Below are 21,088 nucleotides of genomic sequence, written 5' to 3' on the forward strand. Positions count from 1 at the left end.
CCCTCCAAGTCGTCCCTTAACTATGGCCGGTGAATAGCGCTTTGCCAGCCTGTCCTTGGGGCAACGGCTTTTCTCAAGCGTCAGAGCAGCACCACATCATATTGTTCCTGAGAGTACATGGACTCGACCTGAAAGCGGATAGTTCGCCCGATGAAGGCTTCCAATTCGGCGACATTACCCGACTCTTCGTCAAGCAACCGGTCTACCACCTTCTGGTTGGCCAGCACACGATAGCCTTCGGCCTGGTAGGCGCGGGCTTCGCGGAGGATTTCGCGGAAGATTTCGTAACAAATAGTCTCTGGGGTCTTCAGCTTGCCGCGCCCCTGGCACGCCGCGCAGGGTTCGCAAAGGACTTGCTCGAGGCTTTCGCGGGTGCGCTTGCGGGTCATCTGCACCAGGCCCAACTCGGTGATGCCGATGATGTTGGTCTTGGCATGGTCACGTTCGAGCTGTTTTTCCAAGGTGCGCAGCACCTGGCGCTGATGCTCTTCGTCTTCCATGTCGATGAAGTCGATGATGATGATCCCGCCGATGTTGCGCAGGCGCAGTTGCCGGGCAATGGCGGTCGCCGCCTCGAGGTTGGTCTTGAAGATGGTTTCTTCAAGGTTGCGATGCCCGACGAAGGCACCGGTATTGACATCGATGGTGGTCATCGCTTCAGCGGGATCGACCACAAGGTAACCGCCGGACTTGAGCGGCACCTTACGCTCCAAGGCGCGCTGAATTTCGTCCTCGACGCCATACAGGTCGAAGATCGGTCGCTCGCCAGGGTAGTGTTCGAGGCGGTCAGCGATTTCCGGCATCAGTTCGGCGACGAACTGCGTGGTCTTCTGGAAGTTCTCCCGCGAATCGATGCGGATCTTCTCGATCTTCGGGTTGACCAGGTCACGCAAAGTGCGCTGGGCAAGGCCCAGGTCTTCGTAGATCAGCGTAGGCGCGCCACAGGTCTTGATCTGCGCGCCGATCTGCTCCCACAGCCGGCGCAGGTAGCGGATATCCTGAAGAATGTCTTCGGCCCGTGCACCTTCGGCGGCCGTGCGCAGGATGAAGCCGCCGGCATCCTTCATGTCTTCCTTGGCCATGCAGTCGGTGACGACCTGCTTGAGGCGTTCACGCTCGGCTTCTTCTTCGATTTTCAGCGAAATGCCGACATGGCTGCTACGCGGCATGTACACCAGGTAACGCGACGGAATAGACAGCTGGGTGGTCAGGCGCGCGCCCTTGGTACCGATAGGATCCTTGGTCACCTGCACCACCAGCGCTTGGCCCTCGTGCACCAGCGCGGTGATGGTCTCCACCGCCGAGCCTTCGCGTTGAGAGATCTCCGAGGCGTGGATGAACGCGGCGCGTTCGAGGCCAATATCGACGAATGCCGCCTGCATACCCGGCAACACCCGCACGACCTTGCCCTTGTAGATGTTGCCGACGATACCGCGACGCTGGGTGCGCTCGACGTGCACTTCCTGCAGGACGCCGTTCTCCACCACCGCCACGCGTGATTCCATCGGGGTGATGTTGATCAGAATCTCTTCACTCATGGCAGGCTCTCGTCAAAGGTCTTGGGTAATGATGGATCGCGGTGGCGGCGCTGGCTAGCGCGTTGCTGGGTCCTCGTGCGACTGCCAGACGGCAATGGCGAATTGCTCCAGCATTTCGGCGGTCTCGCTCAAGGGCAGGCCGACCACCGCCGAGTAGCTGCCCTCGATGGCACTGACAAATACCGCGCCCAGGCCCTGGATGGCGTAGCCACCGGCCTTGTCGACAGGCTCGCCGCTGTCCCAATAGCGCAAGGCTTCTTCGAAGGAGATGGTGCGAAAACGCACCGTGGTACTGACGCAACGACTGACACTGCGCTGGCCGTCGGTCAGCGCCACGGCAGTGAGCACCTGATGCTCACGCTTGGACAGATCGCCAAGCATGGCCAGGGCCTGCTCGCGGTTTTCTGGCTTGCCAAGAATCACACCGTCAAGCACCACCGTGGTGTCCGCCCCTAGCACCACGCCAGCGCCATCGGTATGGGCAAAGCCGGCGACCGCCTTGGCCTGGGCCAGACGCTCGACATACGCAGTTGGCGCCTCGCCGGGCAGCGGGGTTTCGTCGATGGGGGCACTGACCACAGTGAACGGCACGCCGATCTGGGTCAGCAGTTCGCGCCGACGTGGCGAGCCGGAGGCCAGGTAAAGCTGGGGCATGCGGACATCTCCCTGTCGTTGGCGATGGGCCGTCAATGAATGTGCAGGCGCACGCGCAGACCGCGCAGGGCGTAACTCACCCAGGGCCAGAGCAAGGCGCTGATCACCGCCGACCAGACCAGCGCAAGCGTGGGCAAGCGGTTGCCAGTCAGGGCACTGAGCCACAGTTGGATCAGTTGGGCAATGCCGAAGATCACCAGGATCACCAGGCTCTGCTGCCACATCGGGAACATGCGCAGGCGCTGCTGCAACGACAGCACCAGGAAGGTGATCAGGGTCAGGATCAAGGCGTTCTGCCCCAACAGCGTGCCATACAGCACGTCCTCGGCCAGGCCCAGCACGAAGGCGGTGGTCATGCCCACCTTGCCCGGCACCGCGAGAGTCCAGAAGGCCAGCAGCAGGGCAAGCCACATGGGACGGAACACTTCCATGAACTGCGGCATGGGCGAGACACTGAGCAACAGGCCAATGGCGAAGGACAGCCAGATGGCCCAGCCGTTTCTGCTACGGGTGCTGGCCATTTATTGTCTCCGGGGTTGGGCTGGCGCGGCGGCCGGCTGCGCCGGTGCGGAACTACCGTGTGCGGCAGGCGCCGGGACGCTCGCAGGTGCAGTGGCCGGCGCAGGCTGCGCGCCAGCAGCGCCAGGCGTAGGTGCCGGGCTGGTCGGCGCCTGGCCGTGGCTGGCACCCTGACGGTCGGCTTCTTCCTGGGCGATGGCGGCCTCGGTGGCGCGCTCCTCAGGCGTGCGCCGGTCGCTGAACACCAGCAGCATGTAGCGGCTGCGGTTGAGCGCAGCCGTCGGGATCGCGCGCACGATGGCGAACGGCTGCCCGGAATCGTGGATCACTTCATTGACCGTGGCCACCGGGTAACCTGCCGGGAAACGCTGGCCCATGCCGGAGCTGACCAGCAGGTCGCCTTCCTTGATGTCAGCCGTGTCGGCCACATGGCGCAATTCAAGGCGTTCAGGATTGCCAGTACCACTGGCGATGGCGCGCAGGCCGTTGCGGTTGACCTGTACCGGGATACTGTGGGTGGAGTCGGTGAGCAGCAGCACCCGCGAGGTATACGGCATCAGTTCGACCACCTGGCCCATCAGGCCGCGCGCATCGAGCACCGGCTGGCCAAGGAACACGCCGTCGCGCTCGCCCTTGTTGATCAGGATGCGGTGGGTAAAGGGGTTGGGGTCGACGCCGATCAGTTCGGCCACCTCGACCTTCTCGTTGACCAGCGCCGAGGAGTTGAGCAACTCGCGCAGGCGCACGTTCTGCTCGGTCAGGGCCGCCAGCTTCTGCAAGCGCCCCTGCAACAGCAGGGCTTCGGTCTTGAGTTTCTCGTTCTCGGCGATCAGCTCGGTGCGGCTGCCGAACTGGCCAGCGACCCCCTGCCACATGCGCTGGGGCAAGTCGGTGATCCAGTAGGATTCCATCAACACCAGCCCCATCTGGCTGCGCACCGGCTTGAGCAGGTCGAAGCGCGAGTCGACCACCATCAGCGCGATCGACATCACCACCAGCACCAGCAGGCGAACGCCCAACGAGGGGCCTTTGGAGAAAAGCGGTTTAATGGGCCGTTCCTCGTGGACGACGATTCAGGAGGTCATGGGACATGGGGCAATGCACCGGCCTGTCTGCGGATTGACGGAAACGGCGCCACAGGCGGCGCCGCCTAAGCGCATACAGGTAGCACTGCACGTGCTACCTGTAAACCAGAGCGCTGCACTGCAACCGCGATCACTCGCTGGAGAGCAGGTCCATGGCGTGCTTGTCCATCATTTCCAGCGCACGGCCACCGCCACGCGCGACGCACGTCAGCGGGTCTTCGGCGACGATCACCGGCAGGCCGGTTTCCTGGGCCAGCAGCTTGTCCAGGTCACGCAGCAAGGCACCACCACCGGTCAGCACCAGGCCGCGCTCGGCGATGTCCGAGGCCAGCTCTGGCGGCGATTGCTCCAGGGCGCTCTTGACCGCCTGGACGATGGTTGCCAGCGACTCTTGCAGGGCTTCGAGCACTTCGTTGGAGTTCAGGGTGAAGGCACGCGGTACGCCTTCGGCCAGGTTACGGCCACGCACATCCACTTCGCGGACTTCGCCGCCAGGATAAGCGGTGCCGATTTCCTGCTTGATGCGCTCGGCGGTGGATTCGCCGATCAGGCTGCCGTAGTTACGGCGCACGTAGGTGACGATGGCTTCGTCGAAACGGTCGCCACCAACCCGTACGGATTCGGCATAGACCACGCCGTTGAGCGAGATCAGGGCGATTTCGGTAGTACCGCCACCGATGTCCACGACCATCGAGCCACGGGCTTCTTCGACCGGCAGGCCAGCGCCGATGGCAGCGGCCATGGGCTCTTCGATCAGGAACACTTCGCGAGCACCGGCACCGAGGGCCGATTCACGGATGGCACGGCGCTCCACCTGGGTGGATTTGCACGGCACGCAGATCAGCACGCGCGGGCTGGGCTGCAGGAAGCTGTTTTCGTGCACTTTGTTGATGAAGTACTGCAGCATTTTTTCACAAACGCTGAAGTCGGCGATCACGCCGTCCTTCATCGGACGAATGGCGGCAATGTTGCCTGGCGTGCGGCCGAGCATGCGCTTGGCTTCGGTACCGACAGCGACGACGCTTTTCTGGTTGCCGTGGGTACGGATGGCAACAACCGAGGGCTCATTCAGGACGATACCGCGCTCACGCACGTAAATAAGGGTGTTGGCAGTACCCAGGTCGATGGACAGATCGCTGGAAAACATGCCACGCAGTTTCTTGAACATGGGAAAGTGACCCTGGGGAAAGCGTGGGTAAAAAAGTGCGGCAAACTCTAACAATGGCAGGGATTTTGGGCAAGGAGCCAATATGTTAAATTGGCTGTTTTTCCGAGCATGCCTGCCGATGATCGCGGCCCTTTGACCGCCAGAATCCCGTCATGTTCCTCAATTGCGCAGCCATTGCGCTTTTTCGTTTCTCCTGGAGATCCCCATGGCGCTTCAACGCTCCGACGTGGAAAAGATCGCCCATCTGGCCCGCCTGGGTCTGGATGACAGCGAACTGCCACGCATTACCGACGCCTTGAACAGTATTCTCGGGCTGGTCGACCAGATGCAGGCTGTCGACACGAGCGGCATCGAACCCCTCGCCCACCCGCTGGAAACCACCCAACGTCTGCGTCCCGACCAGGTCACCGAAAGCAACCAGCGCGACCGCTACCAAGCCGTCGCCCCGTCGACCGAGAACGGTCTGTACCTGGTTCCGAAAGTCATCGATTAAGGGAAAGCGTCCGCCATGCACCAACTGTCTCTCGCCGAGATCGCCCGCGGCCTCGCCGACAAGTCGTTCTCTTCCGAAGAGCTGACCGGCGCGCTGCTGTCGCGCATCAAGCAGCTCGATCCACAGCTCAACAGCTTCATCACCGTCACCGAGCAACAGGCCCTGGAACAGGCGCGTGCCGCCGACGCCCGCCGCGCTGCCGGCGAAACCGGCGCGCTGCTGGGCGCACCGATCGCCCACAAGGACCTGTTCTGCACCACGGGCGTGCGCACCAGCTGCGGCTCGAAGATGCTCGACAGTTTCACCGCCCCGTACGACGCCACCGTGGTCGCCAAACTGGCCGAAGCCGGCATGGTCACCCTGGGCAAAACCAACATGGACGAGTTCGCCATGGGCTCGGCCAACGAGTCCAGCCACTACGGTGCGGTCAAGAACCCATGGAGCCTCGAACACGTACCGGGCGGCTCGTCAGGCGGTTCGGCAGCGGCGGTCGCAGCGCGCCTGCTGCCGGTGGCCACCGGTACCGATACTGGTGGTTCGATCCGCCAGCCCGCCGCACTGACCAACCTCACCGGTCTGAAGCCGACCTACGGTCGCGTCTCGCGCTGGGGCATGATCGCCTACGCCTCCAGCCTCGACCAGGGCGGCCCGATGGCCCGCAGCGCCGAAGACTGCGCCCTGCTGCTGCAAGGCATGGCCGGTTTCGACGCCAAGGACTCTACCTGCGTCGATGAGCCGGTACCGGACTACAGCGCCACGCTCAACGGCTCGCTGCAAAGCCTGCGCATCGGTCTGCCGAAGGAATACTTCGGCGCCGGTCTCGACCCACGTATCGCCGAACTGGTCCAGGCCAGCGTCAAGGAGCTGGAAAAGCTCGGCGCGGTGGTCAAGCAGATCAGCCTGCCGAACATGCAGCACGCGATTCCTGCTTACTACGTGATCGCCCCCGCCGAAGCCTCCTCCAACCTGTCGCGTTTCGACGGCGTGCGTTTCGGCCACCGCTGCGCGGAGCCCAAGGACCTCACCGACCTGTACAAACGCTCGCGCGGCGAAGGTTTCGGAGTTGAAGTGCAGCGGCGCATCATGGTCGGCACCTATGCGCTGTCGGCCGGCTACTACGACGCTTACTACGTCAAGGCCCAACAGATCCGCCGCCTGATCAAGAACGACTTCATGGCCGCATTCAACGATGTCGACCTGATCCTCGGCCCAACCACGCCAAACCCGGCCTGGAAGCTCGGCTCGAAGAACGCCGACCCGGTCGCCGCGTACCTGGAAGACGTCTACACCATCACCGCCAACCTGGCAGGCCTGCCGGGCCTGTCGATGCCGGCCGGCTTCGTCGATGGCCTGCCGGTGGGCGTGCAACTGCTGGCCCCGTATTTCCAGGAAGGCCGCCTGCTCAACGTCGCGCACCGGTACCAGCAAGTCACCGACTGGCACACCCGCGCCCCCAACGGCTTCTGAGGAATTCACACATGCAATGGGAAGTTGTGATCGGGCTGGAGATTCATACCCAGCTCGCCACCCAGTCGAAGATTTTCTCCGGCAGCGCCACCACCTTCGGTTCCGAGCCGAACACCCAGGCCAGCCTGGTCGACCTGGGCATGCCCGGCGTGCTGCCGGTGCTCAACCAGGAGGCCGTGCGCATGGCGTGCATGTTCGGCCTGGCGATCAATGCCGAGATCGGCCCGCGCAACGTGTTCGCGCGCAAGAACTACTTCTATCCCGACCTGCCCAAGGGCTACCAGATCAGCCAGATGGACCTGCCGATCGTCGGCAAGGGCCACCTGGACATCGCCCTGGAAGATGGCACCCTCAAGCGCATCGGCGTGACCCGCGCGCACCTTGAAGAAGACGCCGGCAAAAGCCTGCACGAAGACTTCAACGGCGCTACCGGCATCGACCTTAACCGCGCAGGTACCCCGCTGCTGGAGATCGTCTCCGAGCCGGACATGCGCAGCGCCAAGGAAGCGGTGGCCTACGTCAAGGCGATCCACGCCCTGGTGCGTTACCTGGGCATCTGCGACGGCAACATGGCCGAAGGCTCGCTGCGTTGCGACTGCAACGTCTCGGTACGCCCGAAAGGCCAAGCAGAGTTCGGCACCCGCTGCGAGATCAAGAACGTCAACTCGTTCCGCTTCATCGAACGTGCGATCAACAGCGAGATCCAGCGCCAGATCGACCTGATCGAGGACGGCGGCAAGGTGGTCCAGGAAACCCGCCTGTACGACCCGAACAAGGACGAAACCCGCTCCATGCGCAGCAAGGAGGAAGCCAACGACTACCGTTACTTCCCCGACCCGGACCTGCTGCCGGTGGTCATCGAGCCCGGCTTCCTCGAAACCGTGCGCGCCGCACTGCCGGAGCTGCCGACGCAGAAGGTCGAGCGCTTCCAGAGCCAATACGGCCTGTCGGCCTACGACGCCAACGTGCTGGCCTCCAGCCGCGAACAGGCCGATTACTTCGAGCAGGTCGTGACGATTGGCGGCGACGCCAAGCTGGCCGCCAACTGGGTCATGGTCGAGCTGGGCAGCCTGCTGAACAAGCTGGGCCTGGAGATCGACCAGTCGCCGGTCAGCGCCGAGCATCTGGGCGGCATGCTGGTACGTATTCGCGACAACACCATCAGCGGCAAGATCGCCAAGACCGTGTTCGAGGCCATGGCTGCCGGTGAAGGCGATGCCGACAGCATCATCGAAAGCAAAGGTCTCAAGCAGGTCACCGACACCGGCGCAATCGACAAGATGCTCGACGAGATGCTCGCCGCCAACGCCGAGCAGGTCGAACAGTACCGCGCCGCCGATGAGGCCAAACGCGGCAAGATGTTCGGCTTCTTCGTCGGCCAGGCGATGAAAGCCTCCAAAGGCAAGGCCAACCCAGGGCAAGTGAACCAATTGCTCAAGGCCAAGCTCGAAGGGTGATTGTTTCACCCCTGCAATCCTGCGAGGGCTCTGCCCTCGTTCGCGGGCAAGCCCGCTCCCACAGGTACAGCGGCGCATTCACTGGCAGCGACTTTCTTGTGGAGCGGGCTTGCCCGCGAATGGCCGCCCTGGAGATCACCCGTCTTGCTAAAACGGTCCCTTGCCACCCTGGCTCTTTTCTCTACCTTGGCCGGCTGTGCCAGCCATGACATCGACCCGCGCGGCTACGACGAAACCGGCACTGCCTCGTATTACGGCGCACGCCACCACGGCAAGCGCACCGCCAGCGGCGAACCCTTCAACCAGCATGGCCTGACCGCCGCCCACCGCAGCCTGCCGTTCGGCACCCGGCTGCTGGTCACCAACCTCGCCAACCAACGCAGTGTCGTGGTGCGGATCAACGACCGGGGACCCCATACCCGCGGCCGGCTGATCGACCTGTCACGTGCTGCCGCAGAAAAAATCGGCATGCTGCGTAGCGGAACCGCGCGCGTACGGGTACAAGGTCTGTCTGACTGATCCAACTGGAGCCCCTGCCATTTTCGACCTGGCCACTCTCCCCACCTTCAGCCTGCTGCAACTGGGCACTGGCCTGTTGCTGCTGATCATCGGCGCCGAACTGCTGGTGCGCGCCGCCCTGCGCCTGGCCACCCGCCTGCACGTACGCCCGCTGATCATCGGCCTGAGCCTGGTCGCCTTCGGCAGCACCGCCCCGCAGCTCACCGTGAGCCTGCAAGCCGCCTATCAGGGCGCGCCAGACGTAGCAGTGGGCAGCGTGATCGGCAGCAATATCTTCAACGTGCTGGTGATTCTCGGGCTGGCAGCGCTGATCATTCCGCTGCGCGTATCACGCCAGCTGGTGCGCCTGGATATTCCACTGATGATCGCGGCCAGCGCGCTGGTCTACCTGCTGGCCAGCAATGGCCTGCTGGGCCGCTTCGAGGGTGCAATACTGCTGCTAGGCCTTGCAGGCTACCTGCTGATGCTCTGGCACCAGTCGCGCCATTATGCGCGCACCTACCCCGCCGCGCCCGCCGCCCATGTGCATGCCTGGCGCTTCTGGAGCGGCACGCTGGGGCAAGTGCTGCTGGGGTTCATCCTGCTCAGCCTGGCGGGGCATCTGCTGCTGGAGGCAGCGGTGGAAGTGGCCACCGACCTGGGATTGTCCGAACGGGTGATCGGCTTGACCGTCGTGGCGGTGTGCACCTCGTTGCCGGAGCTGGCGGCTGCGCTGATCGCCGCCTTGCGCGGTGAGCGCGAGATCGCGGTGGGCACGGTGATCGGCAGCAACCTGTTCAACCTACTCGCAGTGCTGGGAACGACTGCACTGGTGGCCCCCGAGCCGCTGTCGATCTCACCCAACGCGCTGGACTTCGACCTGCCGGTGATGCTCGGCGTCGCCGCGCTGTGCCTGCCAGTGTTCTATTCAGGTTACCGGGTCACCCGAGCCGAAGGCCTGGTGTTCCTCTGCCTGTACCTGGCCTACGGCCTGCACGTGGTGACCTTTACCACCGGGCTGCCGCTGGCTGGGCGCCTTGAAAGACTGATGCTTTTCTACGTACTCCCGGCGCTCGCGCTCGTGCTGCTGTACACGACGCTTCGCGCCTGGCGCCGCCAACACTGAGTCGCGGATAAAATACCCCCACAGGTACAGCGCTCGAACCAGTCTGTGCGCGGTCCTGTGGGGGCGGGCTTGCCCACGAAGAAGCCCACTCAGTTAGCCTGGCGCGCCTTCTTCATCTTGAATGCCACCCACAACACCGCGATCCACGCCGGAATCAGCATCACCGAGATGCGGATCGGCGGCGTCAGGTACATCACCACCAGAATCAGCACGATGAACGCCAGGCACAGGTAGTTGCTGATCGGATGCCCCCAGCTGCGGTAGAACGGGATCACACCGGCAGCCAGCTTGGCCTTGCGGAATTTCAGGTGGGTGATGCTGATGCTCGCCCAGTTGATCACCAGCGCCGATACGGCAAGTGCCATCAGCAGGCCAAAAGCTTCGCCCGGCATCAGGTAGTTGATCACCACACACATGCCCGTGGCGAACGCAGACACCCCCAGTGCCGTGAGCGGTACGCCACGGCGGCTGACCTTGAGCAACTGGCGTGGCGCATCGCCCTGGGATGCCAGGCCGAACAGCATGCGGCTGTTGGCGTACACGCAGCTGTTGTAGACCGACAGCGCAGCGGTCAGCACCACGACGTTGAGGATGGTCGCCACCAGGTCGCTGTCGAGTTCGTGGAAGATCATCACGAACGGGCTACCGCCCTGCACCACCTTCTGCCACGGGTACAGCGACAGCAGCACCGCCAAGGCGCCGATATAGAAAATCAGGATGCGGTAGACCACCTGGTTGGTGGCCTTCGGGATGCTCTCACGCGGATTGGCAGCTTCGGCGGCGGTGATACCCACCAGCTCCAGACCACCAAAACTGAACATGATTACCGCCAGCGCCATCACCAGCCCGCTCACGCCATTGGGGAAGAAGCCACCGTACTGCCACAGGTTGGCGACGCTGGCGTCCGGGCCACCCTGGCCGCTGCCTAGCAACCAGGCACCGAAGCCGATCATGCTGACGATGGCCACCACCTTGACCAGCGAGAACCAGAACTCCAGCTCCCCGTACACCTTCACTTGAGTCAGGTTGATGGCATTGATCACCACGAAGAAGATCGCCGCCGTGGCCCAGGTGGGGAAGTCCGGCCACCAGTACTTGATGTAGATGCCCACCGCCGTCAGCTCGGCCATGCCCACCAACACGTACACCACCCAGTAGTTCCAGCCCGAAACGAACCCGGCGAACTCGTTCCAGTACTGGTGGGCGAAGTGGCTGAAGCTACCGGCAACCGGCTCCTCGACCACCATCTCGCCGAGCTGGCGCATGATCAGGAAGGCCATCAGGCCAGCGATGGCATAGCCCAGCAATACCGAAGGGCCAGCCAGCTGGATGGTCTGGGCGATGCCCAGGAACAGCCCGGTGCCAATCGCACCGCCCAGCGCGATCAGTTGTATATGGCGGTTCTTCAGCCCGCGCTGCAAGCGCTCGGGGCTACTCTGGTCTTGCATGAAGTGTCCTTTAGGTGAGGCCGTGTTATTGGTTTTATGTGCAGTAGGCTGCGCAGACGACTAAATCCAGCCGCCCCACTGCAAGACGAAAATGCCGATGTTGGTGGTAATCGCTGCCATCAGCGTGGTGATCACGATAATAGACGCCGCCAGCTCATGGTTACCGTTGGCGGCCCGGGCCATCACATAGCTGGCCGCAGCGGTCGGGCTGCCGATGTAGAGAAACAGGATCCCCAGCTCGGCGCCGCGAAAACCGCACAACCACGCGCCGAGGGTGCCCAGGATCGGCAACCAGACCATCTTCACCAGGCTTGCGTCCACCGCCAGCTTACCGCTGTCGCGCAGCGCCGCCAGCGACAAGGTGCCCCCAATGCAGATCAGCGCCAACGGCAGGGTCATCTGCGCCAGATAATCGCCCGATGTCAGCACCCAGTTGGGCAACGGCACCTGCCAGTAAGCCATAGGCGCAGCCGCCAGCACGCTGAGGATCAGCGGATTGCTGAAGATGCTCTTGCACAGGCTCCACGGGTCGGACTTCAGGTCCGGGCTGTACACCGCCAGCACCACCGCCGACAGCGAGTTGTACATGAGGATCACCAAGCCCGCCAGCACCGCCCCCAGGGAAATACCGTAGTCGCCATACAGGCTGGCGGCCAGGGCCAGGCCGATCACCCCATTGTTGCCGCGAAATGCGCCCTGGGTGTAGATGCCACGGTCGGCCAGTGGGCTGCGCCAAATGGCCAGGCCCCAGGACAGCGCAAACCCGACCAGGGTGGCGGCGATGAAGTAAAAGATCACCCCCGGCTTGACGGCGGCGGCAAGGTCAGCGTGATAGATGCCAAGAAACAACAACGCCGGCATGCACACGTTGAACACCAGCGACGAGGCGACCCTGCTGAAATTGTCGTCGATCAGGCCGATGCGTTTGAGCAGCATGCCCATGAACAGCATGGCGAAGACCGGAGCCGTGATGTTCAGCGTCTGGATGAGAAGGGCGAGCATGCGCAAGCGGTCCTGAGCGAGGGAGTTGCCGTTAGGGGGCTAATGATACGCCAACAGTTCAGGCATTGCGGGGATCGAGGAGGACTTTAACGCTGTTTATGCCACTTATGGCCTTATCGCGTCAGTAAGGCGTGTCCTGCGTAGGAGCGGCCTTGTACAGCCCATTCGCGGCACAAGGCTGCTCTCATAGAACTACACATAACTTGTTGATTTAGAAGGAATCTGTGGGAGCGGGCTTGCCCGCGAACACCGGCAAAGCCGGTGCCATCCACCGAGTCGCCTGCTTCGCGGGCAAGTCGGGGCGCCGAACCGCCGCTCCCACAGGGTACGCGGAGCGCTTGCGAAATCAGTTCTCTGCGCGACAGCGCAGCCCAAAGGGCTGGGTGATCTCCTACAGAAACCGTTTTAAATCAACAAGTAATGTGTATCAGCGACGAACCGGGCGCTTCTGCAACTTGCGCTGCAGAGTACGCCGGTGCATGCCCAACGCCCGCGCAGTGGCGGAAATGTTGCCTTCGTGCTCGCCCAGCACGCGTTGGATGTGTTCCCACTGTAGGCGGTCAACCGACATCGGGTTCTCCGGCACCAGGGTGTCCAGGTCGGTATGCTCCGAGAGTAATGCCGCCAGTACGTCGTCGGCGTCTGCGGGCTTGCACAGGTAGTTGCAGGCGCCGCGCTTGACCGCCTCCACTGCCGTGGCGATGCTCGAATAGCCGGTGAGAATCACCACGCGCATCTCGGGGTCGAGCTCCAACAGCTTGGGCAGCAAGACCAAACCCGAATCGCCTTCCATTTTCAAGTCCAGCGTGGCGTAGTCCGGCAGGTCCTGTTCGGCCAGTTTCAGGCCTTCTTCGGCGGAGCCTGCGGTGCTCACGCGAAAACCTCGACGGCTCATGGCGCGTGCCATCACGCGGGTGAAAGTGGCGTCATCGTCCACCAGCAACAGGTGCGGTAGTTCTTCGCCGTCGACCTGGTTTTCTTCGCTCATCGTTAATCTCCTCGCTTGCCATGGGGCAGGCGCAATTCGGTCAGGGTGCCGCCCTGCTCGTGACTATAGAGTTTCACCGAACCGCCCGCACGGGTCACGCTGGCCTTGCTCAAGAACAGGCCCAGGCCGAAGCCTTTGCCCTTGGTGGTAATGAAAGGTTTGCCGATAGCCTCGGCGATCGCTGGCGGTACGCCCGGTCCGTGGTCGCGGATACTGATGAGAATGTCCTGGGACGTCCAGTCCAACTGAACCTGAAGATCGTCCGGGCAGGCATCGGCGGCGTTGTTCAGCAAATTCAGCAGCGCCTGGGTCAGGTCCGGCGGCGGGCTCAGCCGCGGCACCTCGCCATCGCGCAGGCGCTGGAAGCGGTAGCTGGCCTCGGGACGCATCAAGTGCCAACGGTTGAGCGCTTCGTCGAGCCAGGCAGTGACATCCTGCTCGACAATCGCCAGCCGACGATTAGCCTCGGCGGCGCGCACCAACTGCTGCAACGTCTCTTTGCACAGCTTGACCTGGTCCTGAAGGATTTGCAGGTCTTCCTGCAACAGCGGGTCGGGGTGATCTTGGCGCATCTCGTTGAGCAACACACTCATGGTCGCCAGTGGCGTGCCCAGTTCGTGGGCTGCGCCTGCGGCTTGGGTCGCCACGGCCAGCAGTTGCTCGTCGCGCAGGCTTTCTTCACGGCGCTCGGCGCGCAGGTGCTCCTGGCGGCGCAGCTCCTCGGCCATGCGCGCGGCAAAGAAGGTAATCACCGCCGCTGCCAGGGCGATACTCAACCACATGCCGTACACCTGCATGGTGTCGCGGGCCAGCGGCAGCGTCTCCAGCGGGTAGAACTGCACCAGCAGCAGGCTGTAGGCCACCAGGGCGATGCCCGAGAGCACCAGCGAGTAGAGCCACGGCAGAGTGACTGCGGCGATCGCCAGCGGCACCAGGTAGTAGGAGACGAACGGGTTGGTCGAGCCGCCAGTGTAGTAAAGCAACGCGCTGTGGATCAGCAGATCGCAGGCCAATTGCAGGGCGTATTCGGTCTCGGTGACTGGCAGCGACAGGCGCAGGCGCAGCGCGGTGAACGCACATAGCAGCGAAGACAAGGCCAGCGTGACCGCCAGCGAAAGCCAGGGCAGCGGTAGCAGTTCGGTCCAGTAGGCGACCCCCACCGAGCCTGCCTGGGCGGCCAGCACAAGGATGCGGATAAAGGTCAGGCGCCAGAGATTCTGGCGGGTCGCGGAAAGCGGGTGTACGGCGGCGAGCATGCGCTCTCCCGATGAGTGCTTCAGGAAAATCGGCTGAAGTATACCGAAGCCAGGCGCCTCGCTGCTGCGATGCGGCAAAGCGCCACACCGCTAAGCTTCTAGAGACGAGCTGCAAGCTGATCACGGTATCTGGCATAACCCGTCCGACGCCAGGACAGGTTACATCGGCCTTGGGTTCGTCTACATACTTTCTTGCAGTTTGAAGCTTGAAGCTTTGAACTGCCTAAAATGTCCCCGGTCAGATCGGCCATGCGTGGCACGCACTGCTTCGCCACGCCCTCTATTTGCCAAGGAGCTACACATGCACATTTCACGTCGCGGTGCCGCGTTCGCCCTGTCCTGTGGCCTGCTGGCCAGCCTGCCGGCCCTGGCTGCTGACGAGCCGCGCTACAACCAGGTTTCGCTGCGCGCCGAAGTCAGCAAGGAAGTCGCCCGCGACCTGATGGTAGTCACGCTGTACAGCGAAGCGCAGAACACCGATGCGGGCAAACTGGCCAAGCAGATCACCGAGACCCTGAACAAAGCCGTTCAACAGGCGCGCGCGGTCAAGGACGTGAAGATCAGCCAGGGCAGCCGCAATAGCTACCCGATCTACGACAGCAAAGGCCAGAAGATCACAGGCTGGCGCGAGCGTGCCGAACTGCGGCTGGAAAGCGCCGACTTCCCTGCCCTGTCCAACCTCACCGGCGAACTGCTGCAGGACTTGAAGATGGGCGGCATGGACTTCTCGATTGCCCCATCCACGCGCAAGGCCAGCGAAGACGAACTGCTCAAGGACGCCGTGGCCGCCTTCAAGGCTCGCGCGCAACTGGCCACCGAGGCCCTCGGTGGCAACGGCTACAAGGTGGTCAGCCTGAACCTGAACAGCAGCGGCTACCCACGCCCGTACCTGCGCAGCGCCCCGATGGCGATGATGGCCAAGGCTGCCGACGAAGCGGCACCTGCGCCTGATATCGAAGCGGGCACCAGCGAAGTCAGCATGAGCGCCGATGGCCTGATCGAAGTCCAGATGCCCTGACCCCCACCCGACTGCGAGGCGGTGCAATCCGCCTCGTACAACAGTTTCAGACCTTTCCTACGCCCATTTCGGGGGCATCTTGCCATCACTCTCTTCGCGAAACATGCTGAAAAACTAGCTTATTTTTACTGCGCAAACGTTCAACATCCGCAAAAATTATACGAATGCGACATTCATGTACTGTCGTGCCACTTTTACCCTTCAACCTGGCAGTTGCCTGTTGCAATGGGAATGCCCCCTGCATAAGTTTCCGCAGGTCGGCTCACGAGGCCGCCTCAATTCAAAAAATGAAAACAATGAGGCCACCATGCTCAAACACGCAGTCATTCCGTTTCTGGTCGGCGCAGGCTTGCTAGCTGGCGCACCTTCCGCCCTCGCCGCGTCCAACCTGGTGTTCTGCTCAGAAGGCAGCCCGGCCGGTTTCGACCCAGGGCAGTACACCACCGGAACCGACTTCGACGCCTCCGCCGAAACCATTTTCAACCGTCTGACCCAGTTCGAACGGGGCGGCACTGCGGTGATTCCCGGCCTGGCCACCCGCTGGGAAGTCTCCGAAGACGGCAAGACCTACACGTTCCACCTGCGCGACGGGGTCAAGTTCCACACCACCGACTACTTCAAGCCCACCCGCACCTTCAACGCCGACGACGTGCTGTTCACCTTCGAACGCATGCTCGACAAGGACCACCCGTTCCGTAAGGCATACCCCACCGAGTTCCCGTACTTCACCGATATGGGCATGGATAAGAACATCGCGCATATCGAGAAGGTCGACGCGCATACCGTGCGCTTCACCCTGAACGAGGTGGATGCCGCCTTCATCCAGAACCTTGCCATGAGCTTCGCCTCGATCCAGTCCGCCGAGTACGCCGAGCAACTGCTCAAGCAAGGCAAAGCCGCCGACATCAACCAGAAACCCATCGGCACTGGGCCGTTCGTGTTCAGCAAGTACCAGAAGGATGCCCAGATCCGCTACAAGGGCAACAAGGACTACTGGAATCCCGATGACGTGAAGATCGACAACCTGATCTTCGCCATCAGCACCGACGCCTCGGTGCGCATGCAGAAGCTCAAGAAGAACGAGTGCCAGGTCACCTTGTTCCCGCGCCCAGCCGACATCGAGCCGCTCAAGCAGGACAAGAAGCTGCAGATGCCCGAGCAGGCCGGCTTCAACCTTGGCTACATCGCCTACAACGTCATGGACACAATCAAGGGCGAAAGCCAGCCCAACCCCATGGCCCAGCTCAAGGTGCGCCAGGCCCTGGACATGGCGGTGAACAAGCAGCAGATCATCGAATCGGTGTACCAGGGTGCCGGCCAGTTGGCGGTCAACGCCATGCCGCCCACCCAATGGTCCTACGACACCTCGATCAAGGACGCCAAGTACGACCCCGAGAAAGCCAGGCAACTGCTCAAGGAAGCCGGCATCAAGGAGGGTACCGAGATCACCCTATGGGCCATGCCGGTACAGCGCCCCTACAACCCCAACGCCAAGCTGATGGCCGAGATGCTTCAGTCCGACTGGGCCAAGATCGGCATCAAGGCCAAGATCGTCAGCTACGAGTGGGGCGAGTACATCAAGCGCTCCAAGGCCGGCGAGCAAGGCGCCATGCTGATCGGCTGGAGCGGCGACAACGGTGACCCGGACAACTGGCTGGGTACCCTCTACGGTTGCGATGCACTGCAAGGCAACAACTTCTCCAAGTGGTGCTACAAGCCCTACGACGACCTGATCAAGCAGGCCAAGGCCACCTCCGACCAGGCCAAGCGCATCGAGCTGTACCAAAAGGCCCAGCACATCCTCAAGGAACAGGTGCCGATCACCCCGATCGCACACTCCACCGTGTATCAACCCATGAGCACGTCCGTGAAGGACTTCAAGATCAGTCCATTCGGCCTGAACGCCTTCTATGGGGTCAGCGTAGCCAAGTGACGGTGAGCACCACCCTGCCGCGACGTTAGTCGGCAGGGTGATTAACCGTCCGAGCTATGGGTAGGGCATTTCCTGCAAATCTGTCGGAAAACCCTCTCCCCCCTATCAGCTCCCGGTCACTGGTTGCCTTGTCCTGACGTCCCTATCGTCAGGACAGGCCACTTGCAGCCGCGTTTTAGCCATCGCGGCCCCAGACGATATGGACAAAGGACCTGCCATGCGCACCACGACACTGTGCACCACCCTGATCGCACTTGGCCTGCTCGGCCAAGCCACCTCGAGCCAGGCCAACAGCCTGGTGTTCTGTTCCGAAGGCAGCCCGGCGGGGTTCGACACCGCCCAGTACACCTCGGCCACCGACAACGATGCCGCCGAGCCACTGTACAACCGTTTGGTCGAGTTCGAGCGCGGCGGCACCGCCGTGCAGCCGGCGCTGGCGACCCACTGGGAGGTCTCCGAAGATGGCCTGCGCTACACCTTTCACCTGCGCCCTGGGGTGAAGTTCCATGCCAATCAGGCCTTCACCCCCAGCCGTGAGTTCAACGCCGACGACGTGCTGTTCACCTTCAACCGCATGCTCGACAAGCAGCACCCGTTCCGCCAGGCCTACCCCACCGAGTTTCCCTACTTCGTCAGCATGGGCCTGGACAAGAACATCGCCCGCATCGAGAAGACCGGCCCGCTCAGTGTGGTATTCACCCTCGAGCATGTCGACGCCGCGTTCATCCAGAACCTGGCCATGGCGTTCGCCTCGATCCTTTCCGCCGAGTACGCCGATCACCTGCTGGCCAACGGCAAGCCCAGCGACATCAACCAGCGCCCGATCGGCACCGGCCCATTCGTGTTCCAGCGTTACCAGAAGGACTCGCAGATCCGCTACAAGGGCAACACGCAATACTGGGCGCCAGAACGGGTAAAGCTCGACAACCTGGTGTTCTCGATCAACATCGACCCCTCGGTGCGCATCCAGAAACTGCGCCGCAACGAATGCCAGGTCACGCTGCACCCACGCCCTGCCGACCTCGCCGCGCTGCGCCAGGACAAGACCCTGCAAGTGCTGCAACAGCCCGGCTTCAACCTAGGCTACATCGCCTACAACACCCAGCACCCGCCTTTCGACCGCCTCGACGTGCGCCAGGCCATGGACATGGCGGTGAACAAGCCGGCGATCATCCAGGCGGTGTACCAGGACTCCGGGCAAGCAGCAGTCAACGCCATGCCGCCCACCCAATGGTCCTATGACGACACCCTCAAGGACGCCCCATACAACCCGGAAAAAGCCAAGCAACTGTTGCAACAGGCTGGGGTCAAGCCGGGCACCGAGGTCACGCTCTGGGCGATGCCGGTACAACGCCCTTACAACCCCAACGCCAAGCTCATGGCCGAAATGCTCCAGGCGGACTGGAGCAAGCTGGGCTTGAAGGTGCGCATCGTCAGCTACGAATGGGGCGAGTACCTCAAGCGCATGAAGAGCGGCGAGCACGACATCGCCCTGATCGGCTGGACCGGCGACAACGGCGACCCGGACAACTGGCTCGGCACGCTCTACAGCTGCGATGCCATCGGCAGCAACAACTACTCACTGTGGTGCGACCGTGAGTACGACTCCCTGGTCAAGCAGGCCAAGCGGGTCACAGACCGGGAACAGCGTATAGCGCTCTACCAACAGGCCCAGCAGCGCCTCAAGCAGCAGGTGCCGATTACCCCGGTGGCCCACTCCACGGTCAATCAACCGCTGAGCGTCAAGGTCGAGGGTTTCAAGGTCAGCCCCTTCGGACGCAACGTGTTTTCCGATGTGAGCATCGATTGATGCCCAACCCTCAAGGGCCTCTTCGCGGGTAAACCCGCTCCCACAGGTTCAGTGCAGGTCGTGAGATTCGCATCGCACCTGTGGGAGCGGGTTCACCCGCGAAGAGGCCGACACGCGCTACACACATCCCCGAATTGGCCCGGCGATCCCGGGCGAACCCTGGCAACACCCCCACGCAGTACCGCACAACTCCCGCGCTCACAAGGCACGGGCATAACTAAAAGAGTCAAAGGGAGCTTCAACGTTGAAAACCATGACAACCACCGCGCTGGCACTGGCCATCGGCGCATGCAGCAGCCTGGCCCAGGCCGAGACGCAAAGTCAGGACTTCGTCCCGATCACCCTCAAGCCAGGCAACGAGCAGGCCGAGGCCAAGGGTTTCATCGATGGCCAGAGCCTGTCGGGCAGCACCCGCAACTGGTACGCCCGCGAACGCGCCACCCGCGCACCGCTGTTCAACCACACCAAAGGCGATGGCACCCGCCGTGCCACCCACAGCCGTGACAACTGGCTGCAAGGCACCATCCTCGACTACAGCTCGGGCTTCACCCAGGGCACCGTGGGCTTTGCCGTCGAAGCCGCTGCCTACAACGCCATCGCCCTCGAGCGCGGCCGTGCTGCGGTCGCCGGTCCGAACAACCGCACCCTGACCCACAGCGACGGCGATGTGATCGGCCAGTGGAGCAAGATGGGCCTGGGCAACGTCAAGGCACGGGTCTCCAACACCACCCTGACCCTCGGCCGCCAGTCGGTCGATACGCCAATGATCGCCTACATTGGCAACCGCGCCCTGCCGTCGAGCTTCCAAGGCGCGTTCCTGCACAGCGCCGAGTTCGACAACCTGTCGTTCGACCTGGGCACATTCGACCGCGTCTCGCCACGTACCGAGCAGAGCCTGAGCAAGTTCCGCAGCGAATATGGCGCGACCGGCGTGGAAACCGACCGCGCCAGCACCGTTGGCCTGAACTACCAGCCGCTCAAGAGCCTGACCACCAGCCTCTACGCCACCAAGGTCGAGGATTTCTGGAACCAGTACTACTTCGGCGCCAACCACGTGCTGGGCGACAGTGCGGTGCTGAGCCTGACCACCGGCCTGAACTACTACAAGACCGTGGACGCAGGCAGCCAGAAAATGGGCCAGATCGACAACGACACCTACAGCCTGTCGTTCGGCCTGACGCACCAGGCTCACACCCTCAGCGCCTCCTGGCAGCAGGTCAACGGCAATGAATACTTCGACTACCTGCACGAGACCAACGGCATTTACCTGGCCAACTCGCTGCTATCGGACTTCAACGGCCCGAACGAAAAGTCCCTGCAGATCAGCTACGTGCTGAACATGGCGGCCTACGGCGTGCCAGGCCTGAAGTTCAACCTGTACAACGCACGCGGCTGGGGCATCGACGGCACCCACTACCAGGGTAACGCTTACAACGTGCGCGGCATGGATGGCGAGACCCACTACGAGTGGGGCATCGGCACCAGCTACGCGGTACAGAGCGGGCCGCTGAAAGACACCAGCATCCGCGCCACCTACACCGCGCACCGCGCCAGCAAGGCCCAGGCCGACGGCAGCCTGGACGAGCTGCGTATCGTCACCACCATTCCATTCAACATCCTCTGACCGT

The 21,088-nt window shown here is 62.7% G+C and carries 18 protein-coding genes; 9 read left to right on the plus strand and 9 right to left on the minus strand.

The window, feature by feature from the left end:
- Positions 1 to 80: 80 nt before the first annotated feature.
- The 5 genes from rng to mreB all read right to left on the minus strand — a co-directional run bounded on the left by rng (position 81) and on the right by mreB (position 4,964).
- Positions 81 to 1,538, minus strand: a complete 1,458-nt coding sequence (gene rng / locus ACNFIC_RS06480) for a ribonuclease G (RefSeq protein WP_138218854.1) — start codon at positions 1,536 to 1,538, stop codon at positions 81 to 83.
- Positions 1,539 to 1,592: 54 nt separating this feature from the next.
- Positions 1,593 to 2,192, minus strand: a complete 600-nt coding sequence (locus ACNFIC_RS06485) for a Maf family protein (protein WP_138218855.1) — start codon at positions 2,190 to 2,192, stop codon at positions 1,593 to 1,595.
- Positions 2,193 to 2,224: 32 nt separating this feature from the next.
- The gene (gene mreD / locus ACNFIC_RS06490) at positions 2,225 to 2,713 is read right to left on the minus strand and encodes a rod shape-determining protein MreD (RefSeq protein ID WP_138218856.1); all 489 of its coding nucleotides are present in this window, start codon (positions 2,711 to 2,713) and stop codon (positions 2,225 to 2,227) included.
- Positions 2,714 to 3,730, minus strand: a complete 1,017-nt coding sequence (gene mreC / locus ACNFIC_RS06495; RefSeq protein ID WP_240791735.1) for a rod shape-determining protein MreC — start codon at positions 3,728 to 3,730, stop codon at positions 2,714 to 2,716. It abuts the gene before it with no gap.
- 196 nt (positions 3,731 to 3,926) lie between these two features.
- Positions 3,927 to 4,964 carry a rod shape-determining protein MreB gene (gene mreB / locus ACNFIC_RS06500; protein ID WP_003255163.1) on the minus strand — a complete coding sequence of 346 codons (1,038 nt, stop codon included), beginning with the start codon at positions 4,962 to 4,964 and terminating at the stop codon, positions 3,927 to 3,929.
- A gap of 205 nt (positions 4,965 to 5,169) precedes the next feature.
- Between mreB and gatC the strand changes: the two genes are divergently transcribed.
- The 5 genes from gatC to ACNFIC_RS06525 all read left to right on the plus strand — a co-directional run bounded on the left by gatC (position 5,170) and on the right by ACNFIC_RS06525 (position 10,005).
- Complete coding sequence (gene gatC / locus ACNFIC_RS06505) at positions 5,170 to 5,457, plus strand: Asp-tRNA(Asn)/Glu-tRNA(Gln) amidotransferase subunit GatC (protein ID WP_138218858.1); 288 nt, start codon at positions 5,170 to 5,172, stop codon at positions 5,455 to 5,457.
- Between the two features lie 15 nt (positions 5,458 to 5,472).
- Entirely contained in the window at positions 5,473 to 6,924 is a 1,452-nt protein-coding gene (gene gatA / locus ACNFIC_RS06510) for an Asp-tRNA(Asn)/Glu-tRNA(Gln) amidotransferase subunit GatA (protein ID WP_416780419.1), read from the plus strand.
- A gap of 11 nt (positions 6,925 to 6,935) precedes the next feature.
- Positions 6,936 to 8,381, plus strand: a complete 1,446-nt coding sequence (gatB, locus tag ACNFIC_RS06515) for an Asp-tRNA(Asn)/Glu-tRNA(Gln) amidotransferase subunit GatB (protein ID WP_416780421.1) — start codon at positions 6,936 to 6,938, stop codon at positions 8,379 to 8,381.
- A gap of 144 nt (positions 8,382 to 8,525) precedes the next feature.
- Complete coding sequence (locus ACNFIC_RS06520; protein ID WP_138218861.1) at positions 8,526 to 8,900, plus strand: septal ring lytic transglycosylase RlpA family protein; 375 nt, start codon at positions 8,526 to 8,528, stop codon at positions 8,898 to 8,900.
- Positions 8,901 to 8,961: 61 nt separating this feature from the next.
- Entirely contained in the window at positions 8,962 to 10,005 is a 1,044-nt protein-coding gene (locus ACNFIC_RS06525) for a calcium/sodium antiporter (protein WP_416780631.1), read from the plus strand.
- 89 nt (positions 10,006 to 10,094) lie between these two features.
- Here the strand turns inward: ACNFIC_RS06525 and ACNFIC_RS06530 are convergent, their stop codons facing one another.
- From ACNFIC_RS06530 to ACNFIC_RS06545, 4 genes are all read right to left on the minus strand, one after another.
- On the minus strand, positions 10,095 to 11,453 hold the full coding sequence (locus ACNFIC_RS06530; RefSeq protein WP_416780423.1) for an amino acid permease: 1,359 nt from the start codon (positions 11,451 to 11,453) through the stop codon (positions 10,095 to 10,097).
- Positions 11,454 to 11,513: 60 nt separating this feature from the next.
- The gene (locus ACNFIC_RS06535) at positions 11,514 to 12,455 is read right to left on the minus strand and encodes an AEC family transporter (protein WP_138218863.1); all 942 of its coding nucleotides are present in this window, start codon (positions 12,453 to 12,455) and stop codon (positions 11,514 to 11,516) included.
- A gap of 427 nt (positions 12,456 to 12,882) precedes the next feature.
- Positions 12,883 to 13,443, minus strand: a complete 561-nt coding sequence (locus ACNFIC_RS06540; RefSeq protein ID WP_138218864.1) for a response regulator transcription factor — start codon at positions 13,441 to 13,443, stop codon at positions 12,883 to 12,885.
- A gap of 2 nt (positions 13,444 to 13,445) precedes the next feature.
- Positions 13,446 to 14,699 carry an ATP-binding protein gene (locus ACNFIC_RS06545; RefSeq protein ID WP_138218865.1) on the minus strand — a complete coding sequence of 418 codons (1,254 nt, stop codon included), beginning with the start codon at positions 14,697 to 14,699 and terminating at the stop codon, positions 13,446 to 13,448.
- A 301-nt stretch (positions 14,700 to 15,000) separates the two neighbouring features.
- On the opposite strand from ACNFIC_RS06545, the gene ACNFIC_RS06550 reads away from it, so the two are divergent.
- The 4 genes from ACNFIC_RS06550 (at position 15,001) to ACNFIC_RS06565 (ending at position 21,084) form a co-directional block, all read left to right on the plus strand.
- Positions 15,001 to 15,717, plus strand: coding sequence for an SIMPL domain-containing protein (locus ACNFIC_RS06550; RefSeq protein WP_138218866.1), 717 nt, complete (start codon positions 15,001 to 15,003; stop codon positions 15,715 to 15,717).
- A 307-nt stretch (positions 15,718 to 16,024) separates the two neighbouring features.
- Complete coding sequence (locus ACNFIC_RS06555) at positions 16,025 to 17,650, plus strand: ABC transporter substrate-binding protein (protein ID WP_138218867.1); 1,626 nt, start codon at positions 16,025 to 16,027, stop codon at positions 17,648 to 17,650.
- 217 nt (positions 17,651 to 17,867) lie between these two features.
- Positions 17,868 to 19,460, plus strand: a complete 1,593-nt coding sequence (locus tag ACNFIC_RS06560; protein ID WP_416780428.1) for an ABC transporter substrate-binding protein — start codon at positions 17,868 to 17,870, stop codon at positions 19,458 to 19,460.
- A gap of 253 nt (positions 19,461 to 19,713) precedes the next feature.
- A complete protein-coding gene (locus ACNFIC_RS06565) occupies positions 19,714 to 21,084 on the plus strand; it encodes an OprD family porin (protein ID WP_416780633.1) in 1,371 nt (456 codons plus the stop codon).
- Positions 21,085 to 21,088: the final 4 nt, after the last annotated feature.

It is taken from the genome of Pseudomonas sp. NY15463 (assembly GCF_048068415.1).
Lineage (GTDB): Bacteria > Pseudomonadota > Gammaproteobacteria > Pseudomonadales > Pseudomonadaceae > Aquipseudomonas > Aquipseudomonas mosselii_C.

Bases quoted from the DNA above. Each gene is read 5' to 3' on its own strand.
- mreB (WP_003255163.1), bottom strand. From the start codon at position 4,964: ATGTTCAAGAAACTGCGTGGCATGTTTTCCAGCGATCTGTCCATCGAC.
- gatA (WP_416780419.1), top strand. From the start codon at position 5,473: ATGCACCAACTGTCTCTCGCCGAGATCGCCCGCGGCCTCGCCGACAAG.
- gatC (WP_138218858.1), top strand. From the start codon at position 5,170: ATGGCGCTTCAACGCTCCGACGTGGAAAAGATCGCCCATCTGGCCCGC.
- ACNFIC_RS06550 (WP_138218866.1), top strand. From the start codon at position 15,001: ATGCACATTTCACGTCGCGGTGCCGCGTTCGCCCTGTCCTGTGGCCTG.
- ACNFIC_RS06540 (WP_138218864.1), bottom strand. From the start codon at position 13,443: ATGAGCGAAGAAAACCAGGTCGACGGCGAAGAACTACCGCACCTGTTG.
- ACNFIC_RS06560 (WP_416780428.1), top strand. From the start codon at position 17,868: ATGCGCACCACGACACTGTGCACCACCCTGATCGCACTTGGCCTGCTC.
- mreD (WP_138218856.1), bottom strand. From the start codon at position 2,713: ATGGCCAGCACCCGTAGCAGAAACGGCTGGGCCATCTGGCTGTCCTTC.
- ACNFIC_RS06565 (WP_416780633.1), top strand. From the start codon at position 19,714: ATGACAACCACCGCGCTGGCACTGGCCATCGGCGCATGCAGCAGCCTG.
- rng (WP_138218854.1), bottom strand. From the start codon at position 1,538: ATGAGTGAAGAGATTCTGATCAACATCACCCCGATGGAATCACGCGTG.
- ACNFIC_RS06530 (WP_416780423.1), bottom strand. From the start codon at position 11,453: ATGCAAGACCAGAGTAGCCCCGAGCGCTTGCAGCGCGGGCTGAAGAAC.
- ACNFIC_RS06555 (WP_138218867.1), top strand. From the start codon at position 16,025: ATGCTCAAACACGCAGTCATTCCGTTTCTGGTCGGCGCAGGCTTGCTA.
- gatB (WP_416780421.1), top strand. From the start codon at position 6,936: ATGCAATGGGAAGTTGTGATCGGGCTGGAGATTCATACCCAGCTCGCC.
- ACNFIC_RS06485 (WP_138218855.1), bottom strand. From the start codon at position 2,192: ATGCCCCAGCTTTACCTGGCCTCCGGCTCGCCACGTCGGCGCGAACTG.
- ACNFIC_RS06535 (WP_138218863.1), bottom strand. From the start codon at position 12,455: ATGCTCGCCCTTCTCATCCAGACGCTGAACATCACGGCTCCGGTCTTC.
- ACNFIC_RS06545 (WP_138218865.1), bottom strand. From the start codon at position 14,699: ATGCTCGCCGCCGTACACCCGCTTTCCGCGACCCGCCAGAATCTCTGG.